General features: G+C 66.5%; 21 protein-coding genes. 11 read left to right on the forward strand and 10 right to left on the reverse strand.

Annotated elements, in window-relative coordinates; translation table 11 throughout:
- The first annotated feature begins 134 nt into the window (after positions 1-134).
- The 5 genes from HL671_RS05120 (at position 135) to HL671_RS05140 (ending at position 4,523) form a co-directional block, all read left to right on the forward strand.
- Positions 135-1,109, forward strand: a complete 975-nt coding sequence (locus tag HL671_RS05120) for an aliphatic sulfonate ABC transporter substrate-binding protein (protein ID WP_172235881.1) — start codon at positions 135-137, stop codon at positions 1,107-1,109.
- 191 nt (positions 1,110-1,300) lie between these two features.
- Positions 1,301-2,149, forward strand: coding sequence for an ABC transporter permease (locus HL671_RS05125; RefSeq protein ID WP_172235797.1), 849 nt, complete (start codon positions 1,301-1,303; stop codon positions 2,147-2,149).
- Positions 2,149-2,934, forward strand: a complete 786-nt coding sequence (locus HL671_RS05130) for an ABC transporter ATP-binding protein (RefSeq protein ID WP_012047381.1) — start codon at positions 2,149-2,151, stop codon at positions 2,932-2,934. The genes HL671_RS05125 and HL671_RS05130 overlap by 1 nt, the downstream gene beginning before the upstream one ends.
- A gap of 65 nt (positions 2,935-2,999) precedes the next feature.
- Complete coding sequence (locus tag HL671_RS05135; RefSeq protein ID WP_172235798.1) at positions 3,000-3,515, forward strand: OsmC family protein; 516 nt, start codon at positions 3,000-3,002, stop codon at positions 3,513-3,515.
- Between the two features lie 207 nt (positions 3,516-3,722).
- Positions 3,723-4,523, forward strand: coding sequence for a hypothetical protein (locus HL671_RS05140; protein ID WP_172235799.1), 801 nt, complete (start codon positions 3,723-3,725; stop codon positions 4,521-4,523).
- 102 nt (positions 4,524-4,625) lie between these two features.
- Here the strand turns inward: HL671_RS05140 and mutS are convergent, their stop codons facing one another.
- Positions 4,626-7,358, reverse strand: a complete 2,733-nt coding sequence (gene mutS, locus HL671_RS05145; protein ID WP_172235800.1) for a DNA mismatch repair protein MutS — start codon at positions 7,356-7,358, stop codon at positions 4,626-4,628.
- A 424-nt stretch (positions 7,359-7,782) separates the two neighbouring features.
- Between mutS and pcaF the strand changes: the two genes are divergently transcribed.
- On the forward strand, positions 7,783-8,991 hold the full coding sequence (gene pcaF / locus HL671_RS05150; protein ID WP_172235801.1) for a 3-oxoadipyl-CoA thiolase: 1,209 nt from the start codon (positions 7,783-7,785) through the stop codon (positions 8,989-8,991).
- 112 nt (positions 8,992-9,103) lie between these two features.
- Positions 9,104-9,997, forward strand: coding sequence for a dioxygenase family protein (locus HL671_RS05155; RefSeq protein ID WP_012047376.1), 894 nt, complete (start codon positions 9,104-9,106; stop codon positions 9,995-9,997).
- A 317-nt stretch (positions 9,998-10,314) separates the two neighbouring features.
- Here HL671_RS05155 and HL671_RS05160 read toward each other — a convergent pair whose 3' ends face one another.
- From HL671_RS05160 to HL671_RS05170, 3 genes are read right to left on the reverse strand one after another with little or no spacing between them, the layout of a single operon-like run.
- Positions 10,315-11,874 carry a DHA2 family efflux MFS transporter permease subunit gene (locus tag HL671_RS05160; protein ID WP_041751121.1) on the reverse strand — a complete coding sequence of 520 codons (1,560 nt, stop codon included), beginning with the start codon at positions 11,872-11,874 and terminating at the stop codon, positions 10,315-10,317.
- Positions 11,875-11,879: 5 nt separating this feature from the next.
- On the reverse strand, positions 11,880-13,037 hold the full coding sequence (locus tag HL671_RS05165) for an HlyD family secretion protein (RefSeq protein ID WP_172235802.1): 1,158 nt from the start codon (positions 13,035-13,037) through the stop codon (positions 11,880-11,882).
- Positions 13,030-13,509: a MarR family winged helix-turn-helix transcriptional regulator gene (locus HL671_RS05170; protein ID WP_012047373.1), complete on the reverse strand. Its 480-nt coding sequence runs from the start codon at positions 13,507-13,509 to the stop codon at positions 13,030-13,032. Before HL671_RS05170 ends, HL671_RS05165 begins: the two co-directional genes overlap by 8 nt.
- Before the next feature lie 174 nt (positions 13,510-13,683).
- Here HL671_RS05170 and HL671_RS05175 point away from each other — a divergent pair, with 174 nt between their 5' ends.
- From HL671_RS05175 to HL671_RS05190, 4 genes are all read left to right on the forward strand, one after another.
- Positions 13,684-14,175, forward strand: a complete 492-nt coding sequence (locus HL671_RS05175) for a Fur family transcriptional regulator (protein ID WP_172235803.1) — start codon at positions 13,684-13,686, stop codon at positions 14,173-14,175.
- Positions 14,176-14,223: 48 nt separating this feature from the next.
- A complete protein-coding gene (locus HL671_RS05180; RefSeq protein ID WP_012047371.1) occupies positions 14,224-15,177 on the forward strand; it encodes a DMT family transporter in 954 nt (317 codons plus the stop codon).
- 13 nt (positions 15,178-15,190) lie between these two features.
- On the forward strand, positions 15,191-16,480 hold the full coding sequence (gene ispG / locus HL671_RS05185; RefSeq protein ID WP_012047370.1) for a flavodoxin-dependent (E)-4-hydroxy-3-methylbut-2-enyl-diphosphate synthase: 1,290 nt from the start codon (positions 15,191-15,193) through the stop codon (positions 16,478-16,480).
- A gap of 467 nt (positions 16,481-16,947) precedes the next feature.
- A complete protein-coding gene (locus HL671_RS05190; protein WP_012047369.1) occupies positions 16,948-17,460 on the forward strand; it encodes a GNAT family N-acetyltransferase in 513 nt (170 codons plus the stop codon).
- Between the two features lie 120 nt (positions 17,461-17,580).
- Here HL671_RS05190 and aptA read toward each other — a convergent pair whose 3' ends face one another.
- The 6 genes from aptA to HL671_RS05220 form a co-directional block, all read right to left on the reverse strand.
- On the reverse strand, positions 17,581-18,918 hold the full coding sequence (gene aptA / locus HL671_RS05195) for an omega-aminotransferase AptA (RefSeq protein WP_172235804.1): 1,338 nt from the start codon (positions 18,916-18,918) through the stop codon (positions 17,581-17,583).
- 43 nt (positions 18,919-18,961) lie between these two features.
- Entirely contained in the window at positions 18,962-20,020 is a 1,059-nt protein-coding gene (locus HL671_RS05200; RefSeq protein WP_172235805.1) for an ABC transporter substrate-binding protein, read from the reverse strand.
- Between the two features lie 64 nt (positions 20,021-20,084).
- Positions 20,085-20,933 (reverse strand): ABC transporter permease, encoded by an 849-nt coding sequence (locus HL671_RS05205; protein WP_172235806.1) that lies wholly within the window; start codon positions 20,931-20,933, stop codon positions 20,085-20,087.
- Positions 20,933-21,778: an ABC transporter ATP-binding protein gene (locus tag HL671_RS05210; RefSeq protein WP_172235807.1), complete on the reverse strand. Its 846-nt coding sequence runs from the start codon at positions 21,776-21,778 to the stop codon at positions 20,933-20,935. The genes HL671_RS05205 and HL671_RS05210 overlap by 1 nt, the downstream gene beginning before the upstream one ends.
- Positions 21,779-21,797: 19 nt before the next feature.
- Positions 21,798-23,381: a gamma-glutamyltransferase gene (gene ggt, locus HL671_RS05215; RefSeq protein ID WP_172235808.1), complete on the reverse strand. Its 1,584-nt coding sequence runs from the start codon at positions 23,379-23,381 to the stop codon at positions 21,798-21,800.
- Positions 23,374-24,195 (reverse strand): IclR family transcriptional regulator, encoded by an 822-nt coding sequence (locus HL671_RS05220; RefSeq protein ID WP_172235809.1) that lies wholly within the window; start codon positions 24,193-24,195, stop codon positions 23,374-23,376. The genes ggt and HL671_RS05220 overlap by 8 nt, the downstream gene beginning before the upstream one ends.
- Positions 24,196-24,223: the final 28 nt, after the last annotated feature.

A 24,223-nucleotide genomic window follows, 5' to 3' on the forward strand; every position in this document is an offset into this window, starting at 1 on the left:
TCCATGCTGCCGTCGGCCGCATGGAGATGAGGATTGTTCTCGGCGAGGCAATCGAAAGGAAAAACAATTCTCGCGAGCCCCTGGCATAACGCATTGAAACAACAGCGATGTTTTCTCGATCAGGAGGATTGATGATGGGTGGACTGTCAAGGCGCGGATTCGCCGGGCTTGCGGCCGTGTTTCTACTGGGCTGCGGCGCCGCACGCGCCGCCGAACCGGTCAAGGAGATCCGCATCGACTGGGCGACCTATAATCCGGTGTCGCTGGTGCTGAAGCAGAAGGGGCTTCTCGAGAAGGAGTTCGCCAAGGACGGCATCAGCATCGTCTGGGTACAGTCGGCCGGCTCCAACAAGGCGCTCGAGTTCCTCAATGCCGGCTCGCTCGATTTCGGCTCGACCGCCGGCTCCGCCGCACTGGTCGCCAAGATCAACGGCAACCCGATCAAGTCGATCTATGTCTATTCGCGGCCGGAATGGACGGCGCTGGTGACGGGCAAGGACTCCAAGATCGCCTCGGTCGCCGATCTCAAGGGCAAGCGCGTCGCAGTGACCCGCGGCACCGATCCGCACATCTTCCTGGTCCGCGCGCTGCTGGCAGCGGGCCTCACCGACAAGGACATCACCCCGGTGCTGCTGCAGCATGCCGACGGCAAGGCGGCTTTGATCCGCGGCGACGTCGACGCCTGGGCCGGGCTCGATCCGATGATGGCGCAGGCCGAGGTCGAAGAGGGAGCCAAGCTGTTCTACCGCAAGGCCGATGCCAACACCTGGGGCATCCTCAATGTGCGTGAGCAGTTCCTGAAGGACAATCCCGACATTGTCCGCCGCGTGCTCGCCACCTACGAGGTCGCGCGCAAGGATGCGCTGGCCAATTACGACGACCTCAAGAAGACGTTCATCGCCGTCACCAAGCTGCCGGACAGCGTGGTCGACAAGCAGCTCAAGGAGCGCACCGAGCTGACCCACAGCCGCATCGGCGCCCCTCAGCGCGAGTCGATTTTGGCAGCCGGCCTCGCGCTGCAGCAGGCCGGTGTGGTGGACGCCAAGGTCGACGTGAAGGCGACGCTGGACGCTCTGATCGACGATCAGGTCCCGCTGCCGACGAATTGAGGCTTGCTTCATCCTCCAGGGGCACCAGACCCGCGGAGAGTCCCCCTCACCCGGATTGCATCTTCGATGCAATCCGGCCTCTCCCCGCAAGCGGGGCGAGGTAAAGGGGAGAGCGCCGCGGCATGGCCGCCTGACGCGGCATGAACGCCATCGTCACGCCTTGCATTCTCGCGCGAGACACTGTTCTCACTATGACCATGACCGTCGAACTCCAGGCCCCCGCCGCGGCGGCGACACCGCAGACCGCCAGCCAGCCATGGCTCACGCGGCTGACGCGTCCGCTGCTCGGCTTGCTGCTGCCGCTGTCGCTCGCACTCGCCTGGGAGCTTGCCGTCTGGGGCGGCTGGTCGAACGGCCGGCTGGTGCCGCCGCCGTCAAAGGTCTTTACCACCATCGCCGAGCTCGCCCGCTCGGGCGAGCTGACCCGGCACATCGTCGCGACGCTCTCCCGCGTCGGCATCGGTTTCGGCTTCGGCGTCGCCGCCGGCACCTTGCTCGGCGGCATCTGCGGCTATTGGGGTCTCGCCCGCCGGCTGGTCGATCCGACCATCCAGGCGCTGCGCGCGATCCCCTCGATCGCCTGGGTGCCGCTGTTCATCCTGTGGCTCGGCATCTTCGAGACCTCGAAAGTGGCGCTGATCGCGGTCGGCGTGTTTTTCCCGGTCTATCTCGGCCTGACCGGCGCGATCCTGTCGGTGGACCGCAAGATCGTCGAGGTCGGCCGCATCTTCCGCCTCTCCGGCCCGGCGATGATCCGCCGCATCCTCCTGCCGGCCGTGCTGCCCGCCTATGTCGTGTCGCTGCGCGTCGGCCTCGGTCTGGGGTGGATGTTCGTCGTTGCCGCCGAGTTCATGGGCGCGTCCGAAGGCCTCGGCTACCTGCTGATCGACGGTCAGCAGCTCGGCAAGCCGGCGCAGATCGTCGCCGCCATCGTGATCTTCGCCATCATCGGCAAGGCCACCGACTGGCTGCTCGAGATCGCCACCGCGCCGCTGCTGCGCTGGCAGGACAGTTTCGCGCGCCAGAGCGGAGCGGCCTGATGCTGCAGCTCGCGTCCGTCACCAAGGTCTATCCCAACGGCGTCCACGCGCTGGAGCGGTTCTCGGCCGAGATCCAGCTCGGCGAGATCATCGCCATCATCGGCGGCTCCGGCTGTGGCAAGTCGACGCTTCTCCGCGCTGTCGCCGGGCTCGACCGCGCCAGCGCCGGCACCGTGACGCTGGACGGCGAGACGATCACGGCGCCACACGCCAAGGTCGGCATCATTTTCCAGGAGCCGCGGCTGCTGCCCTGGCTCACGGTCGCCGACAATATCGGCTTCGGCCTGTCCGAGCTGCCTGCGGCCGAGCGCCGCGAGCGCGTGGCCAAGGCGTTGGCGCGCGTCGGCCTTGCGGACAAGGCCAAGGTCTGGCCGCGCGAATTGTCCGGCGGCCAGGCGCAGCGCGTCGCGATCGCCCGCGCCTTGGTGGCGCAGCCGGAGGTGCTGCTGCTCGACGAGCCGTTCTCGGCACTCGACGCCTTCACCCGCAAGGATTTGCAGGACCATCTGCTCGATCTCTGGGCCGATACCCGCCCGACCCTGGTGCTCGTCACCCACGATGTCGAGGAAGCGGTGGTGCTGGCCGACCGCGTGCTGGTGATGCGGCCGCATCCCGGCCGGTTGTTCGAGGAGATCACCATCAATTTGTCGCGCCCGCGCGACCGCAATGCGCCGCTGTTCGAACAGTTCAAGCGCCATGTGTTGACCGCGCTGGACCGGTCGCTCGACCGGACGGTGCCGGACATGCAGGGCAGGCGTGACGCGGGCGGCGGGCTGTGGTGGTGACATCGGCGGCGCGGCCCGGTACATCTCTTGCGAATGGTAGGAAATGAATCCGGGAGAGAACGACAATGGATGCTGCCGAGCTGCGCGCCATGCAGGCGCCGATCAAGGAACGCTACAAGGCTGATCCCTCCGCTGCGGTCATCACGTTGAAGGCCAAGGGCGAGGTCGGCGGCGAAGGCCTGACCTGCAAGCTCGAAACCGGCCGCGCGCTGGCCGTCGCCGGCCTGCATCCGGCCACCGGCGGCTCCGGGCTCGAACTGTGCTCCGGCGACATGCTCTTGGAGGCGCTGGTCGCCTGCGCCGGCGTCACGCTGAAATCCGTCGCCACCGCCGTCGAAGTCCCGCTGAAGAGCGGGCTGGTGCTGGCTGAAGGCGATCTTGATTTCCGCGGCACGCTCGGCGTCGACAAGGAGGCCCCGGTCGGCTTCCAGGAAATCCGCCTGCGCTTCGAGGTCGACACCGACGCCCCGCAGGACAAGCTCGACCTGTTGCTCAAGCTCACCGAGCGCTATTGCGTGGTCTACCAGACCATCAAGAACGGCCCGAAGGTCTCGGTCAGTTTGAAGCGGGTGGCGGCGTAGCCGCTAGCAACGGTGTCGTCCCGGCCTCGTGCGTAATTGCGCATGCGGAGCCGGGATCCATAACCACCGTCGGTCATCGCTGACCCGGTTGGTCACTCCGATCTGCTCTTTCTCATGACCGCCTGTGGTTATGGGTCCCGGGTCAGCGCTCGCCGTGGCGGTGCGTGCGCATCGCCGCGGTCCGCTTGCCCGGGACGACGGCTGGACATGTCCCTCGATCCCACCTTACTGCTCGTCCTCGGTCTGCGCATGGCGATCGCGGCGTCGTTCGTGGTGTCGGCGTCGATGATCGCCGAGCGCACCGGGCCGGTGATCGGTGCGCTGGTCGCCACCCTGCCGATCTCGGCGGGGCCGACCTATGTGTTCCTGGCGCTCGACCACGATGCCGCGTTCATCGCGGAAGGAGCACTGACCAGTCTGCCGATCAACGCCGCGACGATCTTTCTCAGCCTCGCTTACGCCGTGCTGGCACAGCGCCACAGCGTGTGGATTGCGAGCGCCACCGCCGTCGCGGTGTGGCTCGGTCTGGCGTCGCTGATCAAGAGCGTGCAATGGACGCTCGCGATGGGCATCGTCGCCAACATCATCACCTTCGCGATCTGCCTCCCGCTGCTGCAGCGCTATCGCCATGCCAAGATGCCGCTGCTCACGCGGCGCTGGTACGACGTGCCGTTGCGCGCCTCGCTGGTCGCGACACTCGTTGCCACGGTCACCTCTGTCTCCGGCTGGGCCGGCCCCAGCGTCTCCGGCATCCTGGCGCTGTTTCCGATCGTCTTCACCTCGATGATGCTGATCCTGCAGCCGCGCATCGGCGGTCCTGCGACCGCCGCCGTGATGGCCAACGGCGCCTGGGGCCTGATCGGCTTCTCGCTGGCGGTGGTCGTGCTGCATCTCGGCAGCCTGCATCTGGGCGCCGTCGCCGGCTTGAGCGGCGCGCTGGCGACTTGCGTCGGGTGGAATCTCGGCCTGTGGTGGCTGGGGAGAAAGACGGCGCCCGCGATTCGCTAGCTCCATCCCCCGTCATTGCGAGCGAAGCGACGCAATCCAGGGCTCGGATGGGACCCTGGATTGCTTCGGCGCAACGGCGCCTCGCAATGACGGAGAGACAAATTAGCCCTTCGGCAGCTTCGCCTTCAGCGCATACAGCGCGTCCATCGCTTCGCGCGGCGTCATCTCGTCGGGATGCAGCGCCTTGACCGCGGCGATCAGCTCCTCCGCTTCTTTCGACATCGCGGGCTCGGCCGCCGCGCGCGACGGTACGGCGAACAGCGGCAGGTCATCGACCAGCGCCCGCGCGTTCTGGCCGCGGTCGGCGGCCTCCAGCTTCGCCAACACCGATTTGGCGCGGCTGATTACGGCCGGCGGCAGGCCGGCGAGCTTCGCGACCTGGATGCCGTAGGAGCGGTCGGCGGAGCCGGGCAGCACCTCGTGCAGGAACACCACGTCGCCGTGCCATTCCTTGACCCGCACCGTGGCGTTGAACAGCCGCGGCAGCTTGGCGGCGAGCGCCGTCAGCTCGTGATAATGCGTGGCGAACAGCGTGCGGCAGCGGTTGCTCTCGTGCAGATGCTCGATCGCGGCCCAGGCGATCGACAGGCCGTCGAAGGTCGCGGTGCCCCTGCCGATCTCGTCCAGGATCACCAGCGCGCGCTCGCCGGCCTGGTTGAGGATCGCCGCCGTCTCGACCATCTCGACCATGAAGGTCGAGCGTCCGCGCGCCAGATCGTCGGCGGCGCCGACGCGCGAGAACAGCCGGTCGACGATGCCGATGCGGGCCCGCGTCGCCGGAACGAACGAGCCGATCTGCGCGAGCAGGGCGATCAAGGCGTTCTGGCGCAGGAAGGTCGATTTACCCGCCATGTTCGGGCCGGTGAGCAGCCACAACTGGCCGCTTTTGTGCCCCGGCGTCGGCGACAGATCGCAGGAATTGGCGATGAAGGGCTGGCCTTCGCGCTTCAAGGCCTGCTCGACCACCGGATGGCGGCCGCCCTCGATGGCGAAGCCGAGCGAGCCGTCGACCTCCGGCCTGATGTAGTTGTCATCGACCGCGAGCTTGGCCAGCGCAGTCGCGACATCGAGCATCGCAAAGCCATGGGCCGCAGCGCGCAGATCGTCGCCGATCGCCAGCGCTTGTCCGCACAGCCGGTCGAAGATCTCGAGCTCGAGATTGAGCGCGCGTTCGCCGGCGTTCGCGATCTTGGCCTCGATCTCGCCGAGCTCCGATGTCGTGAAGCGCACCTGTCCGGCGAGCGTCTGGCGATGGATGAAGGTCGCGTTCAGCGGCGCCGACATCAATTTATCGCCGTGCTGCGCGGTGACCTCGACGAAATAGCCGAGCACGTTGTTGTGGCGGATCTTGAGCGCCTTGACGCCGGTCTGGTCGGCATAGCGCGCTTGCATCGAGGCGACGACGAGGCGGGACGCGTCGCGCAGATTGCGCGTCTCGTCGAGGGTCGAATCATAGCCTGAGCGGACAAAGCCGCCGTCACGCTTGATCAGCGGCAACTGCTCGTCGAGCGCGCGGCTCAATTCTTCGGCGAGCGCGCGCGCCGGCCGCGCCAGCGCCGCCATCGCGGCCGCGATCTCCTGCGGCGGCTGATCCAGCGCCGACAGCCGCCCGAGCGCCTGGTCGGCGGCGAGGATGCCGTCGCGTAAGGCCGCGAGATCGCGCGGGCCGCCGCGGCCGACCGACAGCCGTGCCATCGCGCGCGTCATGTCCGGCGCGCCGCGCAGGATCGCGCGGATGTCCTCGCGCGCGGCGCTGTCGGCGACGAACACGTTGACGGCATCGAGCCGGCGGCCGATCTGCGCCGGCTCCGTCAAGGGCGCCGCAAGCCGCTGCGCCAGCAGGCGTGAGCCGGCCGAGGTCACCGTGCAGTCGATGGCGTCGAGCAGCGAGCCGCGGCGCTCGCCGGCGAGCGTGCGCGTCAGCTCGAGATTGGCCCGGGTGGCCGGGTCGATCGCCATGGTGCTGCCGGTCGCCTCGCGCGCCGGCGGCGCCAGCGGCGGGCGCTGGCCGACCTGGGTGCGCTCGACATAGGTGACGCAAGCGGCCGCTGCGGTCGCTTCCAGCCGCGACAGCACGGCCAGCCCATCCATGGTGGCGACGGCAAAATAGTCGCACAGCCGCCGCTCGGCGGTGGCGCCGTCGAACACGTCGCGCGTCAGCGGCGTCACCGCGGCGAGCTCGCGCAGCACCGGTTCGAAGACTTCATCCGAATACAGCGCATCCGAGATGATCACTTCGTTCGGATTGATGCGGGCGAGCGTCGCGGTCAGCTCGGCGAAGGCGCATTCGGTGACGATGAAGTCCGAGGTCGAAATGTCGATCCAGGCGAGCCCGAGCCGGTCGCCGCCGGAGGAGCCGCGGCTGCGCGCGATCGCCAGCAGATAATTATTGGCGCGGGCATCGAGCAGATTGTCTTCGGTGAGCGTGCCCGGCGTCACCACGCGCACCACGCCGCGCTTGACCACGCTCTTGTTACCGCGCGCCCGCGCTGCCGCCGGATCCTCCATCTGCTCGCAGACGGCGACGCGGATGCCTTGCGCGATCAGCCGGTGCAGATAGTCCTCGGAGCGCTCCACCGGCACGCCGCACATCGGGATGTCCTGGCCCTGATGCTTGCCGCGCTTGGTCAGCACGATGCCGAGCGCCTTCGACGCGACCTCCGCGTCCTCGAAAAACAGCTCGTAGAAGTCGCCCATCCGGTAGAACAAGAGGAGCCCCGGATGGGCGGCCTTGATGTCCAGATATTGCTCCATCATCGGCGTGAGCTTGGCCGGCGCCTCGGCGGGCGCGGTTTCCTGTGGAACCGGGGCGGTGATGGGCTGCTGGATCGTCATGGCGCGGAAACTAGCCAATTTGCCCGGACGGTCCTACCGCTTTGCAGGCGATGTCCCGGTTTTCCACGATGGCAATGTCGCCCCCGATATGGTGCCTGAGATGATCGCAGCTCTCTCCTCTCGTCATTCCGGGGCGTGCGCAGCACGAACCCGGAATCCATCATGCGGCGGGTCGTGTGGACCGATCGATTCCGGGCTCGTCGCGCTTGCGCGCGCCGCCCCGGAATGACGGAGAGTTTGAGGCGGGGCCTGCGCTGAACCTCGGACGGTGGCCGGCTTTGCTCCTCCCCCGCGGGCGGGGGAGGTCGCATCCGACGGCGCCACGCATACCACCCCGCGCCCCCGTCATTTGACCTGCCTTCGGCGCACTCCTAAAACCGCCGTCAATTCTGACCAGAAAACATCGAGATCCCGGGAGAGAGCGATGCGAGACGTGTTCATTTGCGATGCGGTGCGGACCCCGATTGGCCGTTTCGGCGGCTCGCTGGCGAAAGTGCGCACCGACGATCTCGCGGCGACGCCGCTGAAGGCGCTCAAGGCCAAGCATCCGAATCTCGACTGGGCCGCGGTCGACGAGGTGTTCTTCGGCTGCGCCAACCAGGCCGGCGAGGACAACCGCAACGTCGCGCGCATGGCGCTGCTGCTCGCGGGCCTGCCCGACTCCATTCCCGGCCAGACGCTCAACCGTCTCTGCGCCTCCGGCCTCGACGCGGTCGGCGCCGCGGGCCGCGCCATCCGTGCTGGCGAGGTCGATCTCGCGATTGCCGGCGGCGTCGAATCGATGACGCGAGCGCCGTTCGTGCAGGGCAAGGCGACGGAAGCGTTCTCGCGCTCGGCCGAGATCTTCGACACCACGATCGGCTGGCGCTTCATCAATCCCTTGATCAAGCAGCAGTACGGCGTCGATTCGATGCCGGAGACCGGCGAGAACGTCGCCGAGGAATTCCAGGTGTCGCGCGCCGACCAGGACGCGTTCGCGATCCGCTCCCAGCAGCGCGCCGGCCAGGCGATCGCGTCAGGCTATTTCGCCGCCGAGATCACGCCGGTGTCCGTACCCGGCGGCAAGGCTGGTCCCATCACCGTCGACAAGGACGAGCATCCGCGTCCCGAGACCACGCTGGAAGGTCTCGCCAAGCTGAAGCCGATCGTGCGCAATCCGGGTACGGTGACCGCCGGCAACGCCTCGGGTGTCAATGACGGCGCCGCCGCGATGATCCTGGCCTCGGAAGCGGCGGTGAAGAAGCACGGCCTGACGCCGCGTGCGCGCGTGCTCGGCCTTGCCTCGGCCGGCGTGCCGCCGCGCATCATGGGCATCGGTCCGGTCCCGGCCGTGCGCAAGCTGATGGAGCGGCTCGGCCTGAAGATCACCGATTTCGACCTGATCGAGCTGAACGAGGCGTTCGCCAGCCAGGGCATCGCCTGCCTGCGCCAGCTCGGCGTCGCCGAGGATGCCGATTTCGTCAACCCGCATGGCGGCGCCATCGCGCTCGGCCATCCGCTCGGCATGAGCGGCGCGCGCATCGCGATGACCGCCGTGCACGGGCTGGAAGTCCGCGGCGGCAAGCGCGCGCTGGCCACGATGTGCGTCGGCGTTGGGCAGGGCGTCGCGCTCGCCGTCGAGAAGCTCGACTAATACTCCGCCGTCATTGCGAGCGAAGCGAAGCAATCCAGAGTCGCATGTGTAGCCCTGGATTGCTTCGTCGCTGCGCTCCTCGCAATGACGGAGAATGCCGAGGGATCGTGCCATGACCATCTCCCGCGAACAGGACGTCACGCCGGCGGTGCTGGCGGTGATGGAGCAGACCTCCAATCCGCGGCTGCGCGAGATCATGGTCTCGCTCGTCAAGCACCTGCACGGCTTCGTGCGCGATGTCCGTCTCACCGAGGCCGAATTCCGCGAGGCCGCCGCCCTCATCGCTGAACTGGGACAGCGCACCAACGACACCCACAATGAAGTGGTGCTGATGGCCGGTTCGCTCGGCGTCTCGCCGCTGGTCTGCCTGCTCAACAATGGCGATGGCGGCAACACCGAGACGGCGCAGTCGCTGCTTGGCCCGTTCTGGCGGCTGAACTCGCCGCGGACCGAGAATGGCGGCTCGATCGTGCGCTCGGCCACACCGGGTCCGGCGCTGTTCGTCACCGGACGCGTGGTCGATCCGCACGGCGCGCCGGTCGCCGGCGCCGAGGTCGACGTCTGGCACGCCTCGCCGGTCGGCTATTACGAGAACCAGGATCCGGAGCAGGCCGACATGAACCTGCGCGGCAAGTTCACCACCGATGACGACGGCCGCTTCTGGTTCCGCTCGGTGATGATGGTCGGATATCCGATTCCGACCGACGGCGTGGTCGGCCGGCTCCTGAAGGCGCAGGGCCGGCATCCGTATCGCCCGGCGCATCTGCATGCGCTGATCGTCAAGCAAGGCTTCAAGGTGCTGATCTCGCAGGTCTACGACCCCCACGACCCGCACATCGACAGCGACGTGCAGTTCGGCGTGACCAAGGCCTTGTTGGGCAACTTCATCCGCCACGACGAACCGCATCCGACCGACGCCGACGTCACCGCGCCCTGGTACGCGCTTGATCACGTCTACCGCATGGAGATCGGCGACACCGTGCTGCCGCGCGCCCCGATCAAGTAGCCGCTAAGCGGTGGTCGTTGCAGGCTTTCTCGCCTGCAGGCGAAATACGGCATTTCATGAGCGGAAAATCCCCGGGGGCTGGGGGCGGCGCTGGAGGAGCCACCGCCCCCGCCCGGCACATCACGAGTGGGGCGCTCATGAGGTGCAGTCTCTGCGCGCAACTCATACGCAGAGATCCGAGTGGGGTATGGAAACGATAGCTGGAATCGGGCCGGCTTGAAGTTACAATTGCATCACGAGCCGGTCACCTTTTCGCTATCCGACGCGCGCCGCGTCCGAACGCCGCACGCGCGTCCGCAGCATACGCATACCGGGAACTACTCCATCACAGCGTGCTCCGCCGGCGCGGACTGGGCGCGGAGCGCGGTGCGGGTCGAGCCGATCATGACGGCGAGCGGGATCGACACCAGGATGAACGTCATCACCAGCTGGTAATCGTGGGAGAACGCCAGGATCTGGGCCTGCATCATGACCATGGCATCGGCCATCGCGCGTCCGGCATCGGTCGACAGGTTGAGCAGCCCCGCCACGTTCGGCATCTGCAGAGCGTGGTTGAACGGGTTGATGTGCTCGACCAGGATCGCGTGGCTGCGGCGTGTTCCTTCCGTCAGCTGCGCGATCGCGATCGAGATCCCGATCGAGCTTGCGACGTTGCGCACCAAAGTCAGCATTGATGTTCCATCCGTGCGCAAATGGCCCGGCAAGGTGAGGAACGCCACGGTCGACAGCGGCACGAACACCAGGCCGAAGCCAAAGCCCTGCATGATGCTGACGGTGATGATCTCGGGCACGCCGGTGTGGTCGGTCCAGCCGGTCATCTGGAACAGCGACAACGCCGTCAGCGACAGTCCGACCACGATCAAGGTGCGCGCCTCGATAAAACGCAACAGCCGGCCGACCAGCATCATTGCGACCAACGTGCCGCAGCCACGGGTCGCCAGGAGGACGCCGGCGGTGATGATCGGATAGCCGATGACGTTCTGCAGATACGGCGAGGACAGCGCCATGGTCGAGAATAGCACAAGGCCCATCACGGTCATGAACACGCAGCCGCCGACGAAATTACGGTCCTTGAACAGCGCGAACTGGATGAACGGCCGTTGCGTGGTCAGCGAATGGGCAAGGAAGTAGTAGAAGCCGACGCCGGCAATGATGAACTCGATGATGATCTCGTTGCTCTCGAGCCAGCCTTGATCCTCGCCGCGATCGAGCGCGATCTGCAGCGAGCCGATGCCGATGGCGAGCGCGACGAAGCCGAACCAGTCGAACGTGAGTTCCGCATTCGGCTTGGTTTCCTCCATGAAGGCCATCAGGCCGAGCACGGTCACGGCGCCGAACGGCAGGTTGACGAAGAACACCCAATGCCAGGAATAAGTCTCGGTCAGCCAGGCGCCCAGCGAGGGCCCCATGATCGGGCCGAGCATCACGCCCATGCCCCAGATCGCCATCGCCTTGGCGCGCTCATGCAGCGCGTAGGAGTCGAGCATCACGGCCTGCGACAGCGGCACCAGCGAGGCACCGAACACGCCCTGCAACAGGCGGAACAGCACCATCTGGGTGATGTCCTGGGCCAGACCGCACATGACCGAAGCAATAGTGAAGCCGGCCGAGCAGACGATGAAGGTGCGCTTGCGGCCGAAGCGGTTGGCGATCCAGCCCACCGGCGCGGTCATGATCGCGGCCGCGACGATGTAGGAGGTCAGCACCCAGTTGATCTGGTCGGTCGAGGCTGACAGCGTGCCTTGCATGTAGGGCAAGGCGACATTGGCGATGGTGGTGTCGAGCGCCTGCATGATCGTCGCCGTCATGGCGCAGATCGTCACCATGTTGCGGCGGAACCCAGGAACCGCCGAGGATGAGGCCGCCGGCGCAGTCATCGCGGCTACTCCTCCTTCTCCGCCGCGTGGGCGGCGCCGAAAAGACCCGCCAGCGTGCGCTGATGGCCGGTGTCGATCGACACGTTGACGCTCATGCCGGCCTTGAGCCTGGTGACGAACTTGTCGGTCTTGTCGAAATAGATCCGGACCGGCACGCGCTGTACCACCTTGACGAAATTGCCGCTGGCATTCTGCGGCGGCAGGATCGCGAATTGCGCGCCGGTGCCCGGCGACAGCGAGCCGATGGTGCCCTTGAAGCGATGGTTCGGGAAGGCGTCGACATCGAGCTCGACCGGCTGGCCGACCGCGACATAGGTGAAGTCGCTCTCCTTCGGATTGGCGTCGACCCAGGGATTGCTGACGTCGATCACCGAGAACACCGGCGTGCCCGCGGTGACGAAGCGGCCGAGCTGGATCTGGTCCACCTGGGTGGCGACGCCCGGCATCGGCGCGCGCAGGGTGGTGTGGTCGAGGTCGCGCTGCGCGTCCTCGAGCTTGGCCTTGGCCTGGACGTAAGGCGGGAACTGCTCCAGCGGCAGATCGGGATTGCCGAGCAGCTGCGTCCTGGCGTTCGACAGCTGCTGCTTGATGAACTGCGCCTGCGCGCTCGCCGTCACCAGCGCATTCGCGGCATTGTCGAGATCGAGCTGCGAGCCGAAATTGTTCTTGGCCAGGGTCTGCTTGCGCTCGACGTCCTTCTGCTTCAGGTCGATGCCCTGCTGTGCCAGATCGAGCATCTGGCCGTAGATCTTGACGTTGGCGGTGAGATTCTCATAGCTCGTGCGCGCCTGCTCCAGCGCCGCCTTGGCTTGGTCCACCGCGAGGCGATAGGGCACCGGATCGATTTCGAACAGTTCGTCGCCCTTCTGTACCTGCTGGCCTTCCTTCACGACGACCTTGACGATCTTGCCGGAGATGTCGGGGGTGATGAGCACCTTTTGCGCCCCGACATAGGCGTCGTCCGTGGTCACGTAGCGGCCGCCATTGAGATAGAGCGCGAGGCCGCCGGCCGCGGCGAGCAGCGGCAGCACGACCAGCAGCAGCGGGCGGCGATAACGCCGCAAAAATCCAGGCCGCGCCGGCTTGGCTTCCACGGCCGGAGGCGGCGCCGCATCGGGATTGGTCTTCTGGTCAGGGGCGAGTTTCAGGGCTGGCTCAGCCATAGCGCTGCTCCTTTCGCTGCGCGTCACACAGGGACTGCAGGGCGTTTCTGACATTTTCTTTGATGGCTTCGAGATGGGTCATCAGCCGTTCGGCCTCGGCCGGGCTGATGCCCTGAAGGGCGGTGTCGGTCAGCTCGCCGCGCAGCACCGCCAGCTTGGCGAGCAAGGGGCGTGCAGCCTTCTTCAGATAAAGCCGGTTGACGCGGCGATCGGTATCGTCGCCGCGGCGCTCGATCAGACCGGCCTCGGCCAGCTTGTCGATCAGCCGCGTCAGGGTGATCGGCTGCATCTCCATCTGCTCGGCGAGCTCCGATTGTTTCAGGCCTTCGTTGCGCTCGACCTTGGCGAGCACCGCCCATTGCGCGCGGGTCATGCCGAAGCGCGCCGCCTCCTTGTCGGCATAGGCGCGCACCAGGCGCTGCAACTCGCCGAGCGTAAACAGGAAATTCACGTCCACGGACGTGCGGGGCATGGCTGATCTCGGGTGCAAGCGGGAAACGAAGCTGAGGCTCTTATGAGCCTCGAATATAATAAGCAAGCTTATGAATATTTGATGGTGACGGAGTGCGGCCGGGCCTTGTCACAAATGCATGGCTCGGCCGCCCGCCCTTTGGCGGGAGCCGAAGGGAATGCTAGATTGTCTGCAATGACCCTCGCAAAACCCACCTTCCCGGCGCCGGACCATGATCATGGCCGCTGTGCGGCCGATGGTCTGACCCACGCCGAGCGCGTCTGCGCCCAGCGCGGCCAGAAGTTCACGCCCTTGCGGCGCCAGGTGTTGGAGGCGTTGCTCTCCAGCCATCGGCCGCTCGGCGCCTATGAGATCATCGAGGAACTCGCGAAGGTGGCGCCGCGGCCGGCCCCGATCACGGTGTATCGCGCGCTCGAGTTCCTGATGGCCAACGGCCTGGTGCACCGCATCGAAAGCCGCAACGCCTTTCTCGCCTGCGCGCATGACCATGAGCAGACCGCGCTGGTGGCGTTCCTTATCTGCGAGAGCTGCGGTGCCGTCGGCGAGGTTCCCGCCGCGCCGATTGCGGAGAGTTTGAAGAGCGCGGCGGCGGCGTCGGGGTTCCTGCCCAAGATGTCGGTGGTCGAGATCACCGGCCTCTGCGCACATTGCCAGAAGGCGGCCTGAGCGCGATAAGCGTTCGGCCCAACGAAAATCAACGTCGGCCGGGAGCAAATGTCCGCAAACTCATCGCCACCGGCCGGGACCCGGCCGCTCGGTCCGGGCGCGATCGCCATCGTGCTCGTGCTCTGTCTGTCCTGGGCCTTCAACCAGATCGCGATCAAGCTGGCGCTGCCGGAGATTCCGCCGCTGCTGCAGGCGACGTTCCGATCGGCCGGTGCGCTGCCGGTGCTGCTGATCTTTGCGCAGCTGCGCGGCGTGAAAATGTTCGAGCGCGACGGAACGCTAGGGCTTGGTCTGGTCGCGGGGGCGCTATTCGGGTTCGAGTTCGTGCTGATCTATCAGGGCCTGCTGCTGACCTCGGCGTCGCGGGCCGTGGTGTTTCTCTACACGGCGCCGTTCTTCGTCGCGCTCGGCTCGTTCCGCTTCCTTGGCGAGCGGCTCGGCCCGGCGCAATGGGGCGGCCTCGCCATGAGCTTCACCGGCGTGGCGCTGGCGATCGGCATTCCCCAGGCCAATGTCGACGGCAGGGTGCTGCTCGGCGATCTCCTGGTGGTCGGTGGCGGCCTGCTGTGGGGCGTGACCACCGTGTTCGTCAAAGGCACAAGGCTGCGCTTCATCGCGCCCGAGCGCGCACTGGGATACCAGGTCGGTGTCTCGGTCCCGATCATGGCGGCGGCGGCCCTGATCGCCGGCGAACGGCTGGCCCAGGTTCCCAGCCCCTTCGTGATCGGGCTGATGGCCTACCAGTCGATCTGGGTGGTCGGCACCACGTTCACGATCTGGTTCGCGCTGATCAAGGCCTATTCGGCCAGCAAATTGTCGGCATTTACCTTCATCACCCCTTTATTCGGGGTCGTGGCGAGCTATTTCATCCTGCATGACGCCCTGACGCTGGCCTTTGGCCTGGCTGCTGTGCTTGTGATCATTGGGCTTTTTCTCGTCAACCGCCCGAACCGTGCGGTCCTGGCCGCGACTGATCCATTGCTGAACGTCACCAAAACCTGATATCCGAGCGCCCATGAACAAGCCCGAGATCATGACCCAGACCGATATCGCCGGACCCGCTCCCCGGCATCAGACCACCAAAGTCATGGTCGGCAACGTCGCCGTGGGCGGCGGTGCGCCGATCGTGGTCCAGTCCATGACCAACACCGACACCGCCGATGTTGAATCGACGGTGGCCCAGGTCGCAGCGCTGGCGCGCGCCGGGTCCGAGATGGTCCGCATCACCGTGGATCGCGAGGAGGCCGCGGCGGCCGTCCCGCATATCCGCGAGCAGCTCGACAAGCGCGGCATCACCACGCCCCTGATCGGCGATTTCCATTACATCGGCCACAAGCTCCTGACCGATTATCCGGCCTGCGCCGAGGCGCTGGCCAAGTATCGCATCAATCCCGGCAATGTCGGCTTCAAGGACAAGCGCGACACCCAGTTCTCGACCATCATCGAGCTCGCCAACAAATATGGCAAGCCGGTGCGCATCGGCGCCAATTGGGGCTCGCTCGACCAGGAGCTGTTGTCCAAGCTGATGGATGAGAACGCCGCGTCGGCGACGCCGCGCGACGCCCGCGCCGTGACCCGCGAGGCCATGGTGCAGTCGGCGCTGCTGTCGGCCGCACGGGCGCAAGAGCTCGGCATGCCCAAGGACCGCATCATCCTGTCGGCCAAGGTCTCGGCCGTGCAGGACCTGATCGCGGTCTATCAGGACCTCGCCGCACGCTCCGACTACGCCATCCATCTCGGCCTCACCGAGGCGGGCATGGGCTCCAAGGGCATCGTCGCCTCCTCGGCCGCGCTCGGCATCCTCCTGCAGCAGGGCATCGGTGACACCATCCGCATTTCGCTGACGCCGGAGCCCGGCGGCGATCGCACCCTCGAGGTCCAGGTCGCGCAGGAGCTGCTGCAGACCATGGGCTTCCGCACCTTCGTGCCGCTGGTCGCGGCCTGCCCGGGCTGCGGCCGCACCACCTCGACAACGTTCCAGGAACTGGCGCGTTCGATCCAGGATTTCATCCGCGAGGAAATGCCGGCCTGGAAGTCGAAATATCCGGGCGTCGAGAATCTCAACGTCGCCGTCATGGGCTGCATCGTCAACGGCCCCGGCGAATCCAAGCACGCCAATATCGGCATCTCCCTGCCGGGCACCGGCGAGGCCCCGGCCGCCCCCGTGTTCGTCGACGGCAAGAAGTTCCGCACGTTGCGCGGGCCGACCATTGCCGCCGATTTCAAGGCGCTGGTCATCGACTACATCGACCAGCGCTACGGCAGCGGCGCGAAGGCGCCGGAGAGCGTGACCGCGGCGGAGTAGGACGCGCCCGGATCTGGGCCGGCGGCGCCTCCTGCGCCGTGGGCTGATTGCGCGGTGCGTCAGATCGCGGCGCAAACGTCTGCCCTTGAGTTTCTCCGTCATGCCCGGGCTGTCCGGGCATCCACGTCCTTCCGTGGATGCCGAACGACGTGGATGGCCGGGACAAGCCCGGCATCACGGTGGGGAAGCAGACGAGCGCATCACTCCGGTCGCCATCGGCGATGGTGCTGTTGCAGACGGGTGGAGCTCAAGAAGACAAAGCCCGCGGTGAGATCTCGTCCTCAAGATCTCGTCTTCAAGATTTCGTCGTGAGCACGACAGCTGACTCAGCAGCCGTTGGCCGCTTGTGCAGCTTACCTCGGTCTGAAATTCGTCGCCCGCGGATCGGCCGCAACGCGCCGCCGCCGTGCCGCCCTACTGCAGCCCCGCATGATCGGCACCCTGACGCCTGGGGAAACGGCGTCTCGATGAATCTCGACATCCGCGACATGACACTCGACGAGACCGCGATGGTCATCGACTATTTCTATTCGTCGACGGTCGAGCAGCTCGATTTGATGGGTATCGATCCGACGCGGATGCCGACCAGGCCGGTCTGGAGCCATCTGTTCAAGTCACTCTATGAAACGCCGGTTGCCGAGCGCGCGGTGCTGATGGTGGTCTGGCAACTCGACGGCCGGCCGATCGGCTTCTCCAGCTGCGATCGGATCGTGCGCGGCAGCCACGCCAATATGCATCTGCACGTCACCGCGCCGGAGCTGCGCGGCCGCGGCCTCGGCACCGCCTGCGTCAGCCGCAGCGTCGACCTCTATGTCGAGCGGCTCGAGCTCAAGCGGCTGTTCTGCGAGCCGCATGCCTACAACACCGCCCCCAACCGCGCGTTGCAGAAGGCCGGCTTCCGCTATGTGAAGACCTATAAGACCGTGCCGGGTCCGATGAACTACCACCAGGCGGTGACGCGCTGGATGATCGAGCGGTAAGGCCGCCGGATCGCTCCGGCTGGGCCACAAGCGCCCGCGAATGTCGCCTTGCGTTCTCAGGAGGTGTTTGCGCCCGTCCTGAGGATCAGCCGGTGCCGGCGTTCGATCGCCGGCCCGCGCTCACGCGGCAAGTCGCCTGAGGCCGCTGCCGATGGCGTCGACGATCTGTCCGATCTGTCCCTCGTCGATCACCAGAGGAGGCGAGAGAATCAGGGTGTCGCCGAGGGCGCGGATGAACACCCCGCGCTCCAGGCAGACCTCGGCGCAGGCGCGCGCGCGTTCGCCCGGGGCGCCGTCTCCGCCGTCGATCTCGATGGCGCCCAGCAGGCCGAGATTGCGGATGTCCCTGACCGGTCCGAGCGTGCGCAGTCCGTGCAGCGCATCCTCCCAGATCGGCGCCAGCCGGGCAGCCCGCTCGAACAGCCCTTCGTCGCGGTAGACGTCGAGCGCGGCAAGTCCCGCTGCGCAGGCGAGCGGGTGGCCTGAATACGTGTAGCCGTGGGCGAGTTCCGGAACCGCCTCGGGCCCCTGTGACAGCCCGTCGTGAACGCGATCGCTGATCAACACGCCGCCCATCGGCACGGTGCCGCTGGTCATGCCCTTGGCGCAGGTGATGAGGTCGGGGCCGACCCCGAGGGCCTGGGCCGCGAAGGGGGCGCCGAGCCGGCCGAAGCCGGTCACCACCTCATCGAAGATCAACAGAATGCCGTGGCGGTCGCAGATCTCGCGCAGCCGCTGCAGATAACCTTGCGGCGGCGGCAGCACGCCGCCCGCGCCGGCGACCGGCTCGACGATGACCGCGGCCACCGTCGATGGATCGACCGCGAACAACAATCCCTCGAGCGCATCGGCGAATTCGACGCCATGCGCCGGCTGGCCGCGGCTGAACGCGTTGCGCGCCAGATCATGCGTGTGCGGCAGGTGGGACGTCGCCGGCAACAACGCGCCGAACTGCGCGCGCTGCCAGCCGATGCCCGATACCGACAGGCCGCCGAAGCCGACGCCGTGATAGGCGCGCTGCCGGCCGATCAGTCGCTGGCGGTGTCCCTCGCCACGCGCCCGATGATAGGCCAGGGCGAACTTCAGGGCGCTGTCGACGGCTTCCGATCCGGAGCCGGCAAGAAACAGATGGCGAAAGCCGGGTGGTGCGATCTCGACTACACGGTTCGCGAAATGGAAGGCCAGCGGATGACCGACGCCGAAGCTCGACGCGTAATCCAGCTTGCCGGCCTGAGCCCTGATCGCCTCGACGATCCTGGGATGGCAATGGCCCGCATTGACGCACCAGAGTCCGGCGATCGCATCCAGCACGCGGCGGCCATCGGGCGTCGCATAATACATGCCTTCGGCGGCGGAGAAGAACATCGGCGTCTTCTTGAAGCGCCGGTTCGCCGTCATCGGCATCCAGAAGGCTTCGAGATCGTTGGGTGGAACGTCGATCGATATCGCGTCTGGCATCTGTTTCTCTCTCGGGTGTTGATGAGACGGGTGCGGCTCGGACTTAGTTGGCCAGCGCGGCTTCGACAGCCTTCAGGTCAAGGTCCTTGTTGATGGCGTCGACCAGCTCGTTGGTCGCGATGTCGCGCGCATCCACCTTGTCCTTCAGGATGCCGGCATCGCGGAGCCAGTCGAGATAGCGCTGATAGGTATCGAGGCTGCTCTCGCCCCAGCGGATGTCGGTCGACTCGAGCGTCCATTTCGCGATGACCGTGCTGAGCATCGTGGTGGCCTGGTCCAGGGCCTGGACCGGGTCCATGCCAGCCGGGACCACCTGCGGATAGACGGCATGGAACATCTCGCTGGCTGCGCGCGGCTTGGCGATCGTGTACAGCACGCCCATCGTGTAGGCGCGCATCATGCGGCTCAAGAGATCGCTCTTGGTCTTGATGGTGTCGGGTGTGGCCACGAAGCTGTTGGCAGGGAAAGAGCTGAGAGATTTGTCGTCGAGCTGGCGCATCGGCACGCCGGCCAGTTCCATCAGCGCGTATTGCGTGTCCCATTGCGATACCGCGTCGATGTCGCCCCGCTTGAGCAGGACCGCAGTCTGGGCCGGCTGCCCGGACACCACGATCCGAATGTCGCGGTCGGGGTCCAGCGACGTTGATTTGGCGACCGATCGCGCGACGATCACACCCGCCGACGCCATCGAGGTGACGCCGATCTTCTTGCCGCGCAGGTCGGCGTAGGTCTTGATGGGACTGTCGGCCGGCACCGCCAGCCCGAAGATGTTGCGGCGATAGGCGGTGTAGAACACCTGGGTTCTGACGCCGGTCAGACTCAGGATGGCGACTGGATCGACCGTTGGCACGGCGACCAGCACCTCGCCGGTGGCGACATTGCGGACGCAATCGGAGGAGCCGGGAAAATTGACGAGCTCGACATCCACGCCGGCCTGCTTGAACCAGCCCAGCTTCGTCGCCACGGCGAACGGCACGGCACCTGTGGTCGGAACGCTGGTGCACCAGCCCACCCTGACCTTGGTCTGCGCGATGGCGGCCGTAGCCTGGAGCAGCACCGCAACGCCCAGCGATGCGGCGACGAGTGCAGACTTGTAGTTCATGTCCTCTTCCTCCGTTTGACCGACCCGCGACACGCAACGTCATGCTGCCGGGGGAGACGTTGGCTCAGCGCGAAACGGCCAGCGTGTTCTCGACCTCGGTCGCAGGCGACGCGCGCTTTGATGGGGTCGATGCGGCGCGGCCGGCATTTTCCCAGAAGATCATCCGGCGGCGCGCCGACTTCAGCGCCTGGTTCAGGACCAGGCCGACGATTGCGAGCACGATCAGGATCGAGAACACGCCGGCGGTATCCATGGAGAAATTCATGCTTTGCATCAGCATGCCCAGGCCCTGCTCGGCTCCGATCAGCTCGGCGACCACCGTTCCAATCAAGGAAAGTGTCATCGCGATCTCGAGCCCGGCGACGATCATGGGCAGAGCCGCGGGCAGCCGAAGCATGGTGAAGATCTGGCGCTCGGTACCGCCAAGCGAGCGGATCAGGTCGATGCCGTCGCGATCGGCGGCGTTGAGGCCGGCGATGGTGTTGACCATCACCGGGAAAAAGGTGACCAGCGCGGCGGTGACGATCTTCGATGTGATGCCGAGGCCGAACCAGAGCACGATCAGCGGCGCCAGCGCCACTTTCGGCATCGACAGGAACATCACGATGTAGGGATAGACGAAATAGGCGATGTGTCGATTGAGCGCGATTCCGACGCCGAGCACCAGGCCGACGGCGGAGCCGAAGATGAAGCCGAGCAGCACCTCCGCAACGGTGATCAAAGTGTGCTGAAGGAACGGCCCATTCGCAAAGCCGCGCCACAGCGCCTGTGCGACGGCCGATGGCGCCGGAAGGATGAAGGGCGCGATGCCGAACACGCGGATCACGACCTCCCAACTCACGAGCAGGCCGGCGAGCAGCAGAACACTCAGAAGACGGTTGCGCGGCGTGTCGACGGAGGCGAGGTCGAGCATTAGTCCGCTCCTTTGGCGCCGAAATGGGTTCTGATGCGGTTGACGTAGTGGCCGAACGCGGTGCTGCCCATCATCTCGAGCGTGCGAGGCCGCGGCAGATCGATCTCCAGCACTTCGGCGATCCGTCCCGGTCGCGCGGTCATCACCACGACGCGGTCGGCGAGGAAGACGGCTTCGGAGATCGAATGGGTGATGAGCAGGACGGTGTTGCCGTTGCTCTGCCAGAGCCGCTGCAATTCGACGTTGAGGTTCTCTCGCGTCATGGCGTCGAGGGCGCCGAAGGGCTCGTCCATGAGCAGGATCGCCGGATTGTTCACCAGCGCCCGCGCGATGCCGACGCGCTGTTGCATGCCGCCCGACAACTCCGCTGGATATCGGTGGGCGAAATCGGCAAGGCCGACCATGGCGAGCAGGTCGCGCGCCTTCGGCAGGTTCTGCTGGCGGCCGCGGCGCTGAACGTCGATGGGAATCAGGACGTTTTCGAGCACGGTGCGCCACGGAAACAGGACGGGTGACTGGAAGACGATGCCGATGTCGCGCCGCGTTCCCCGGACGATGTCGCCGCCCAGCCTGATCTCGCCGCGGCTCGGCGCGATCAGCCCGGCGATCATGCGCATCAATGTCGATTTTCCGCAGCCGGATGGGCCGACGACCGTGACGAACTCCCCTGCACGGATGTCCAGGTTGATGTCGTCCAACGCCATGACGCCGGTGTCGTCGGTGCCATAGGTCTTGCAGAGCGCGGAGACATGGATCGCGGAGGGGTGAGCACCGGGAGCGGCGGAGAAGTTCGGCGATGAAGCCCGGTATGGGGTCCGTTGGTCCTGCGAGATCCGGTCATCCATGGCTTCTTCCCTCTCCGCCTTAGAACCCGAGCGCCATCCCGTCCTTGCGCTGGTCGGATGCCCCGATCAGAATGCCGCGTTCGCGATCGATCCAGACCGCTTGGGCGCCACCGATCGGAAAATCAGACCACTCGACCGTGTGGCCGCGGCCTTCGAGGTCGCGCTTCACGTCGGCTGAGATGGCCGTCTCCAGAGACAGCTTGCCGTCGAAGGCGAACGAACGCGGCACGTCGGCAGCTTCCTGGACGCTGCGTCCGTGATCGAGGATCTGCGAGACGAAGTGGGCGTGGCCCGTCGCCTGGTAGTGGCCGCCCATCACGCCGAACGGCATCATGGGAAGGCCGTCGCGATAGAGCATCCCCGGAATGATGGTGTGCATCGGGCGCTTTCCAGGGGCGATCGCGCTTGGATGCGCCGGATCGGTCCGAAAGCCGAGCCCGCGATTATGCAAGAGCACGCCGGTCGTGGGCTCGTAGAGGCCGCTGCCGAACGGGGCGAACAACGAATTGATCAGCGAGACGGCGTTCAGATCGCGATCGACGACGGAGACATAGACCGTGTCCTTGTGCTCGATCTCGCCCCAGGCCTCCGGCGCGGTGGCGCGGTCGGGTTGGATCAGATCGCTCGCGCGCTGCGTCCAATCGTCGGACAGAAAGCTGGCGGCAGGCGTGTGTCCGAACGCGGGGTCGCAGAAATAGGCGTCGCGCGCACGGTAGGCGGCCTTGGTCGCTTCGGCCAAATAGTGGATCCGGTCGGCCTCGGAGTGCCGCGCATGGCCGAGCGCGAAGCGTTCGATCAGGCGCAGAATCATCAGCGCCGCCAAGCCCTGTCCCGCTGGAGGGCATTCGTAGACCGTGTGGCCGCGATAGGCCGTGCTGACCGGCTGCACATAGTCGCTGTGCTCGCTGGCGAAGTCGTTGATGCTGTGCAGCCCGTCATGGGCGCGCAGCTTGCGTGTCAACGCCTCCGCCACGCTGCCGCGATAGAACGCAGCCGCGCCGTCTTGAGCCACCGCACGCAAGGTGCGGCCAAGGGCCGGATTACGGAAGAGGTCACCGAACGCCGGCGGCTTGCCGCCAGGCAGGAAAACTGCGCGGGCATCGGGATCGCGCGAGAGCTTGTCGACCTGTCGTGCCCAGTCCCATGCGACGCGCGCGGTGACCCGCATGCCCTGCTCGGCGAGGCCGATCGCCGGCGCGAGGACCTCCGCGAGGGACTTTGCGCCATAATCCTTGTTGAGCGTGCACCAGGCTGCGATCGCGCCGGGGATGGTCACGGCATGGGCCGACTGGTCCGGAATCGCCGTCAGGCCGCGCTCGACGTACCACGCGGCCGTCGCAGCCTGCGGCGCGCGGCCCGAGCCGTTCAGCGCGATCGGCGACGCGCCGTTCCAGGATAACAGAGCGAAGCAGTCACCGCCGATTCCGGTCATATGCGGCTCGACCACGCATTGGACGGCGACGGCGGCGATCGCCGCGTCCATGGCGTTGCCGCCTGATCGGAGCATCTCGAGGCCCGCTGCCGACGCCGCCGGATGCGACGTACAGACCATGCCGCGTTCGCCGATGGCGTCCGAGCGTCCGGGCCTGCTGAAGTCACGCATGGCTGCGGTCCTGTGCCGAGAGTTGTGATGCTGCGCGGGCGAGTCGTGGACCGATCTCATGTTCGAGCCGCTCGGCCGTGACTTCCGACGGCATGCCGCCGCAATTGAGCGCGAGCACCAGCCCCTCGGGCGTGACCAGCGGCGCGCCGACCGCGAACACGTCCGGGCGCCTATCGCCGAGCGAGACGCAGAAGCCGCGCTCGGCCAGCGACGTGAACGCCTTGTCGATGCCGCCATCGATCGTCTGCCACTCCGCCTTGGTCCATTTCAGGCGCAGCCGGCGCAGCAGCAGCGTGCGCTCGTCCGCCGGCAGCGCAAACAGATAGGCCCGTCCCATCGACGTTGTTTCGATGGGAAGCCGCGCGCCGAGATCGAAGCGGGGCGGGCGCAGGCCCGCGTGCCGCGCTGTTTCGATCGTCAGCATCTCGTTCTGATCCGGCATGCCGAGAGAGGCGGGCAACCGGGCGAAATCGGCGATGTCCTGCAGCAGTGGCCGGGCGGCGAGGCGGTGCGGCATGCCGGCCAGCAGCGAGTGGCACAGCGCGACCACGCCGCCCCCCAATTGGTAACGACCCAGGCGCGGCACATAGGACAGATAGCCCAACGCGGTCAGCGTCTGCGTCAGCCGTGAGATCGTGCACTTGGCGAGACCGGTGCGTGCCGCCAGCTCGGTATTGCTCAGCGATGTCTCGCCGGGCTGGAAGGCCCTGAGCACCGCGAGGCCGCGAGCCAGTCCCTGAACGATCCGCGTATCCTCGCCGGGGTCCAGCAGGGCCGTATCGGTCTTGCGTTGCACCGGGGTGAGCCGAGCCATCGTGCACCTCATTTCTGAAATAGAATTT

The organism is Bradyrhizobium denitrificans (assembly GCF_013179005.1).
GTDB lineage: Bacteria > Pseudomonadota > Alphaproteobacteria > Rhizobiales > Xanthobacteraceae > Bradyrhizobium > Bradyrhizobium denitrificans.

Excerpts from the sequence above, each read along its gene's own strand:
- HL671_RS05120 (WP_172235881.1), top strand. The coding sequence starts at position 135 with ATGGGTGGACTGTCAAGGCGCGGATTCGCCGGGCTTGCGGCCGTGTTT.
- HL671_RS05125 (WP_172235797.1), top strand. The coding sequence starts at position 1,301 with ATGACCATGACCGTCGAACTCCAGGCCCCCGCCGCGGCGGCGACACCG.
- HL671_RS05130 (WP_012047381.1), top strand. The coding sequence starts at position 2,149 with ATGCTGCAGCTCGCGTCCGTCACCAAGGTCTATCCCAACGGCGTCCAC.
- HL671_RS05135 (WP_172235798.1), top strand. The coding sequence starts at position 3,000 with ATGGATGCTGCCGAGCTGCGCGCCATGCAGGCGCCGATCAAGGAACGC.
- HL671_RS05140 (WP_172235799.1), top strand. The coding sequence starts at position 3,723 with ATGTCCCTCGATCCCACCTTACTGCTCGTCCTCGGTCTGCGCATGGCG.
- mutS (WP_172235800.1), bottom strand. The coding sequence starts at position 7,358 with ATGACGATCCAGCAGCCCATCACCGCCCCGGTTCCACAGGAAACCGCG.
- pcaF (WP_172235801.1), top strand. The coding sequence starts at position 7,783 with ATGCGAGACGTGTTCATTTGCGATGCGGTGCGGACCCCGATTGGCCGT.
- HL671_RS05155 (WP_012047376.1), top strand. The coding sequence starts at position 9,104 with ATGACCATCTCCCGCGAACAGGACGTCACGCCGGCGGTGCTGGCGGTG.
- HL671_RS05160 (WP_041751121.1), bottom strand. The coding sequence starts at position 11,874 with ATGACTGCGCCGGCGGCCTCATCCTCGGCGGTTCCTGGGTTCCGCCGC.
- HL671_RS05165 (WP_172235802.1), bottom strand. The coding sequence starts at position 13,037 with ATGGCTGAGCCAGCCCTGAAACTCGCCCCTGACCAGAAGACCAATCCC.
- HL671_RS05170 (WP_012047373.1), bottom strand. The coding sequence starts at position 13,509 with ATGCCCCGCACGTCCGTGGACGTGAATTTCCTGTTTACGCTCGGCGAG.
- HL671_RS05175 (WP_172235803.1), top strand. The coding sequence starts at position 13,684 with ATGACCCTCGCAAAACCCACCTTCCCGGCGCCGGACCATGATCATGGC.
- HL671_RS05180 (WP_012047371.1), top strand. The coding sequence starts at position 14,224 with ATGTCCGCAAACTCATCGCCACCGGCCGGGACCCGGCCGCTCGGTCCG.
- ispG (WP_012047370.1), top strand. The coding sequence starts at position 15,191 with ATGAACAAGCCCGAGATCATGACCCAGACCGATATCGCCGGACCCGCT.
- HL671_RS05190 (WP_012047369.1), top strand. The coding sequence starts at position 16,948 with ATGAATCTCGACATCCGCGACATGACACTCGACGAGACCGCGATGGTC.
- aptA (WP_172235804.1), bottom strand. The coding sequence starts at position 18,918 with ATGCCAGACGCGATATCGATCGACGTTCCACCCAACGATCTCGAAGCC.
- HL671_RS05200 (WP_172235805.1), bottom strand. The coding sequence starts at position 20,020 with ATGAACTACAAGTCTGCACTCGTCGCCGCATCGCTGGGCGTTGCGGTG.
- HL671_RS05205 (WP_172235806.1), bottom strand. The coding sequence starts at position 20,933 with ATGCTCGACCTCGCCTCCGTCGACACGCCGCGCAACCGTCTTCTGAGT.
- HL671_RS05210 (WP_172235807.1), bottom strand. The coding sequence starts at position 21,778 with ATGGATGACCGGATCTCGCAGGACCAACGGACCCCATACCGGGCTTCA.
- ggt (WP_172235808.1), bottom strand. The coding sequence starts at position 23,381 with ATGCGTGACTTCAGCAGGCCCGGACGCTCGGACGCCATCGGCGAACGC.
- HL671_RS05220 (WP_172235809.1), bottom strand. The coding sequence starts at position 24,195 with ATGGCTCGGCTCACCCCGGTGCAACGCAAGACCGATACGGCCCTGCTG.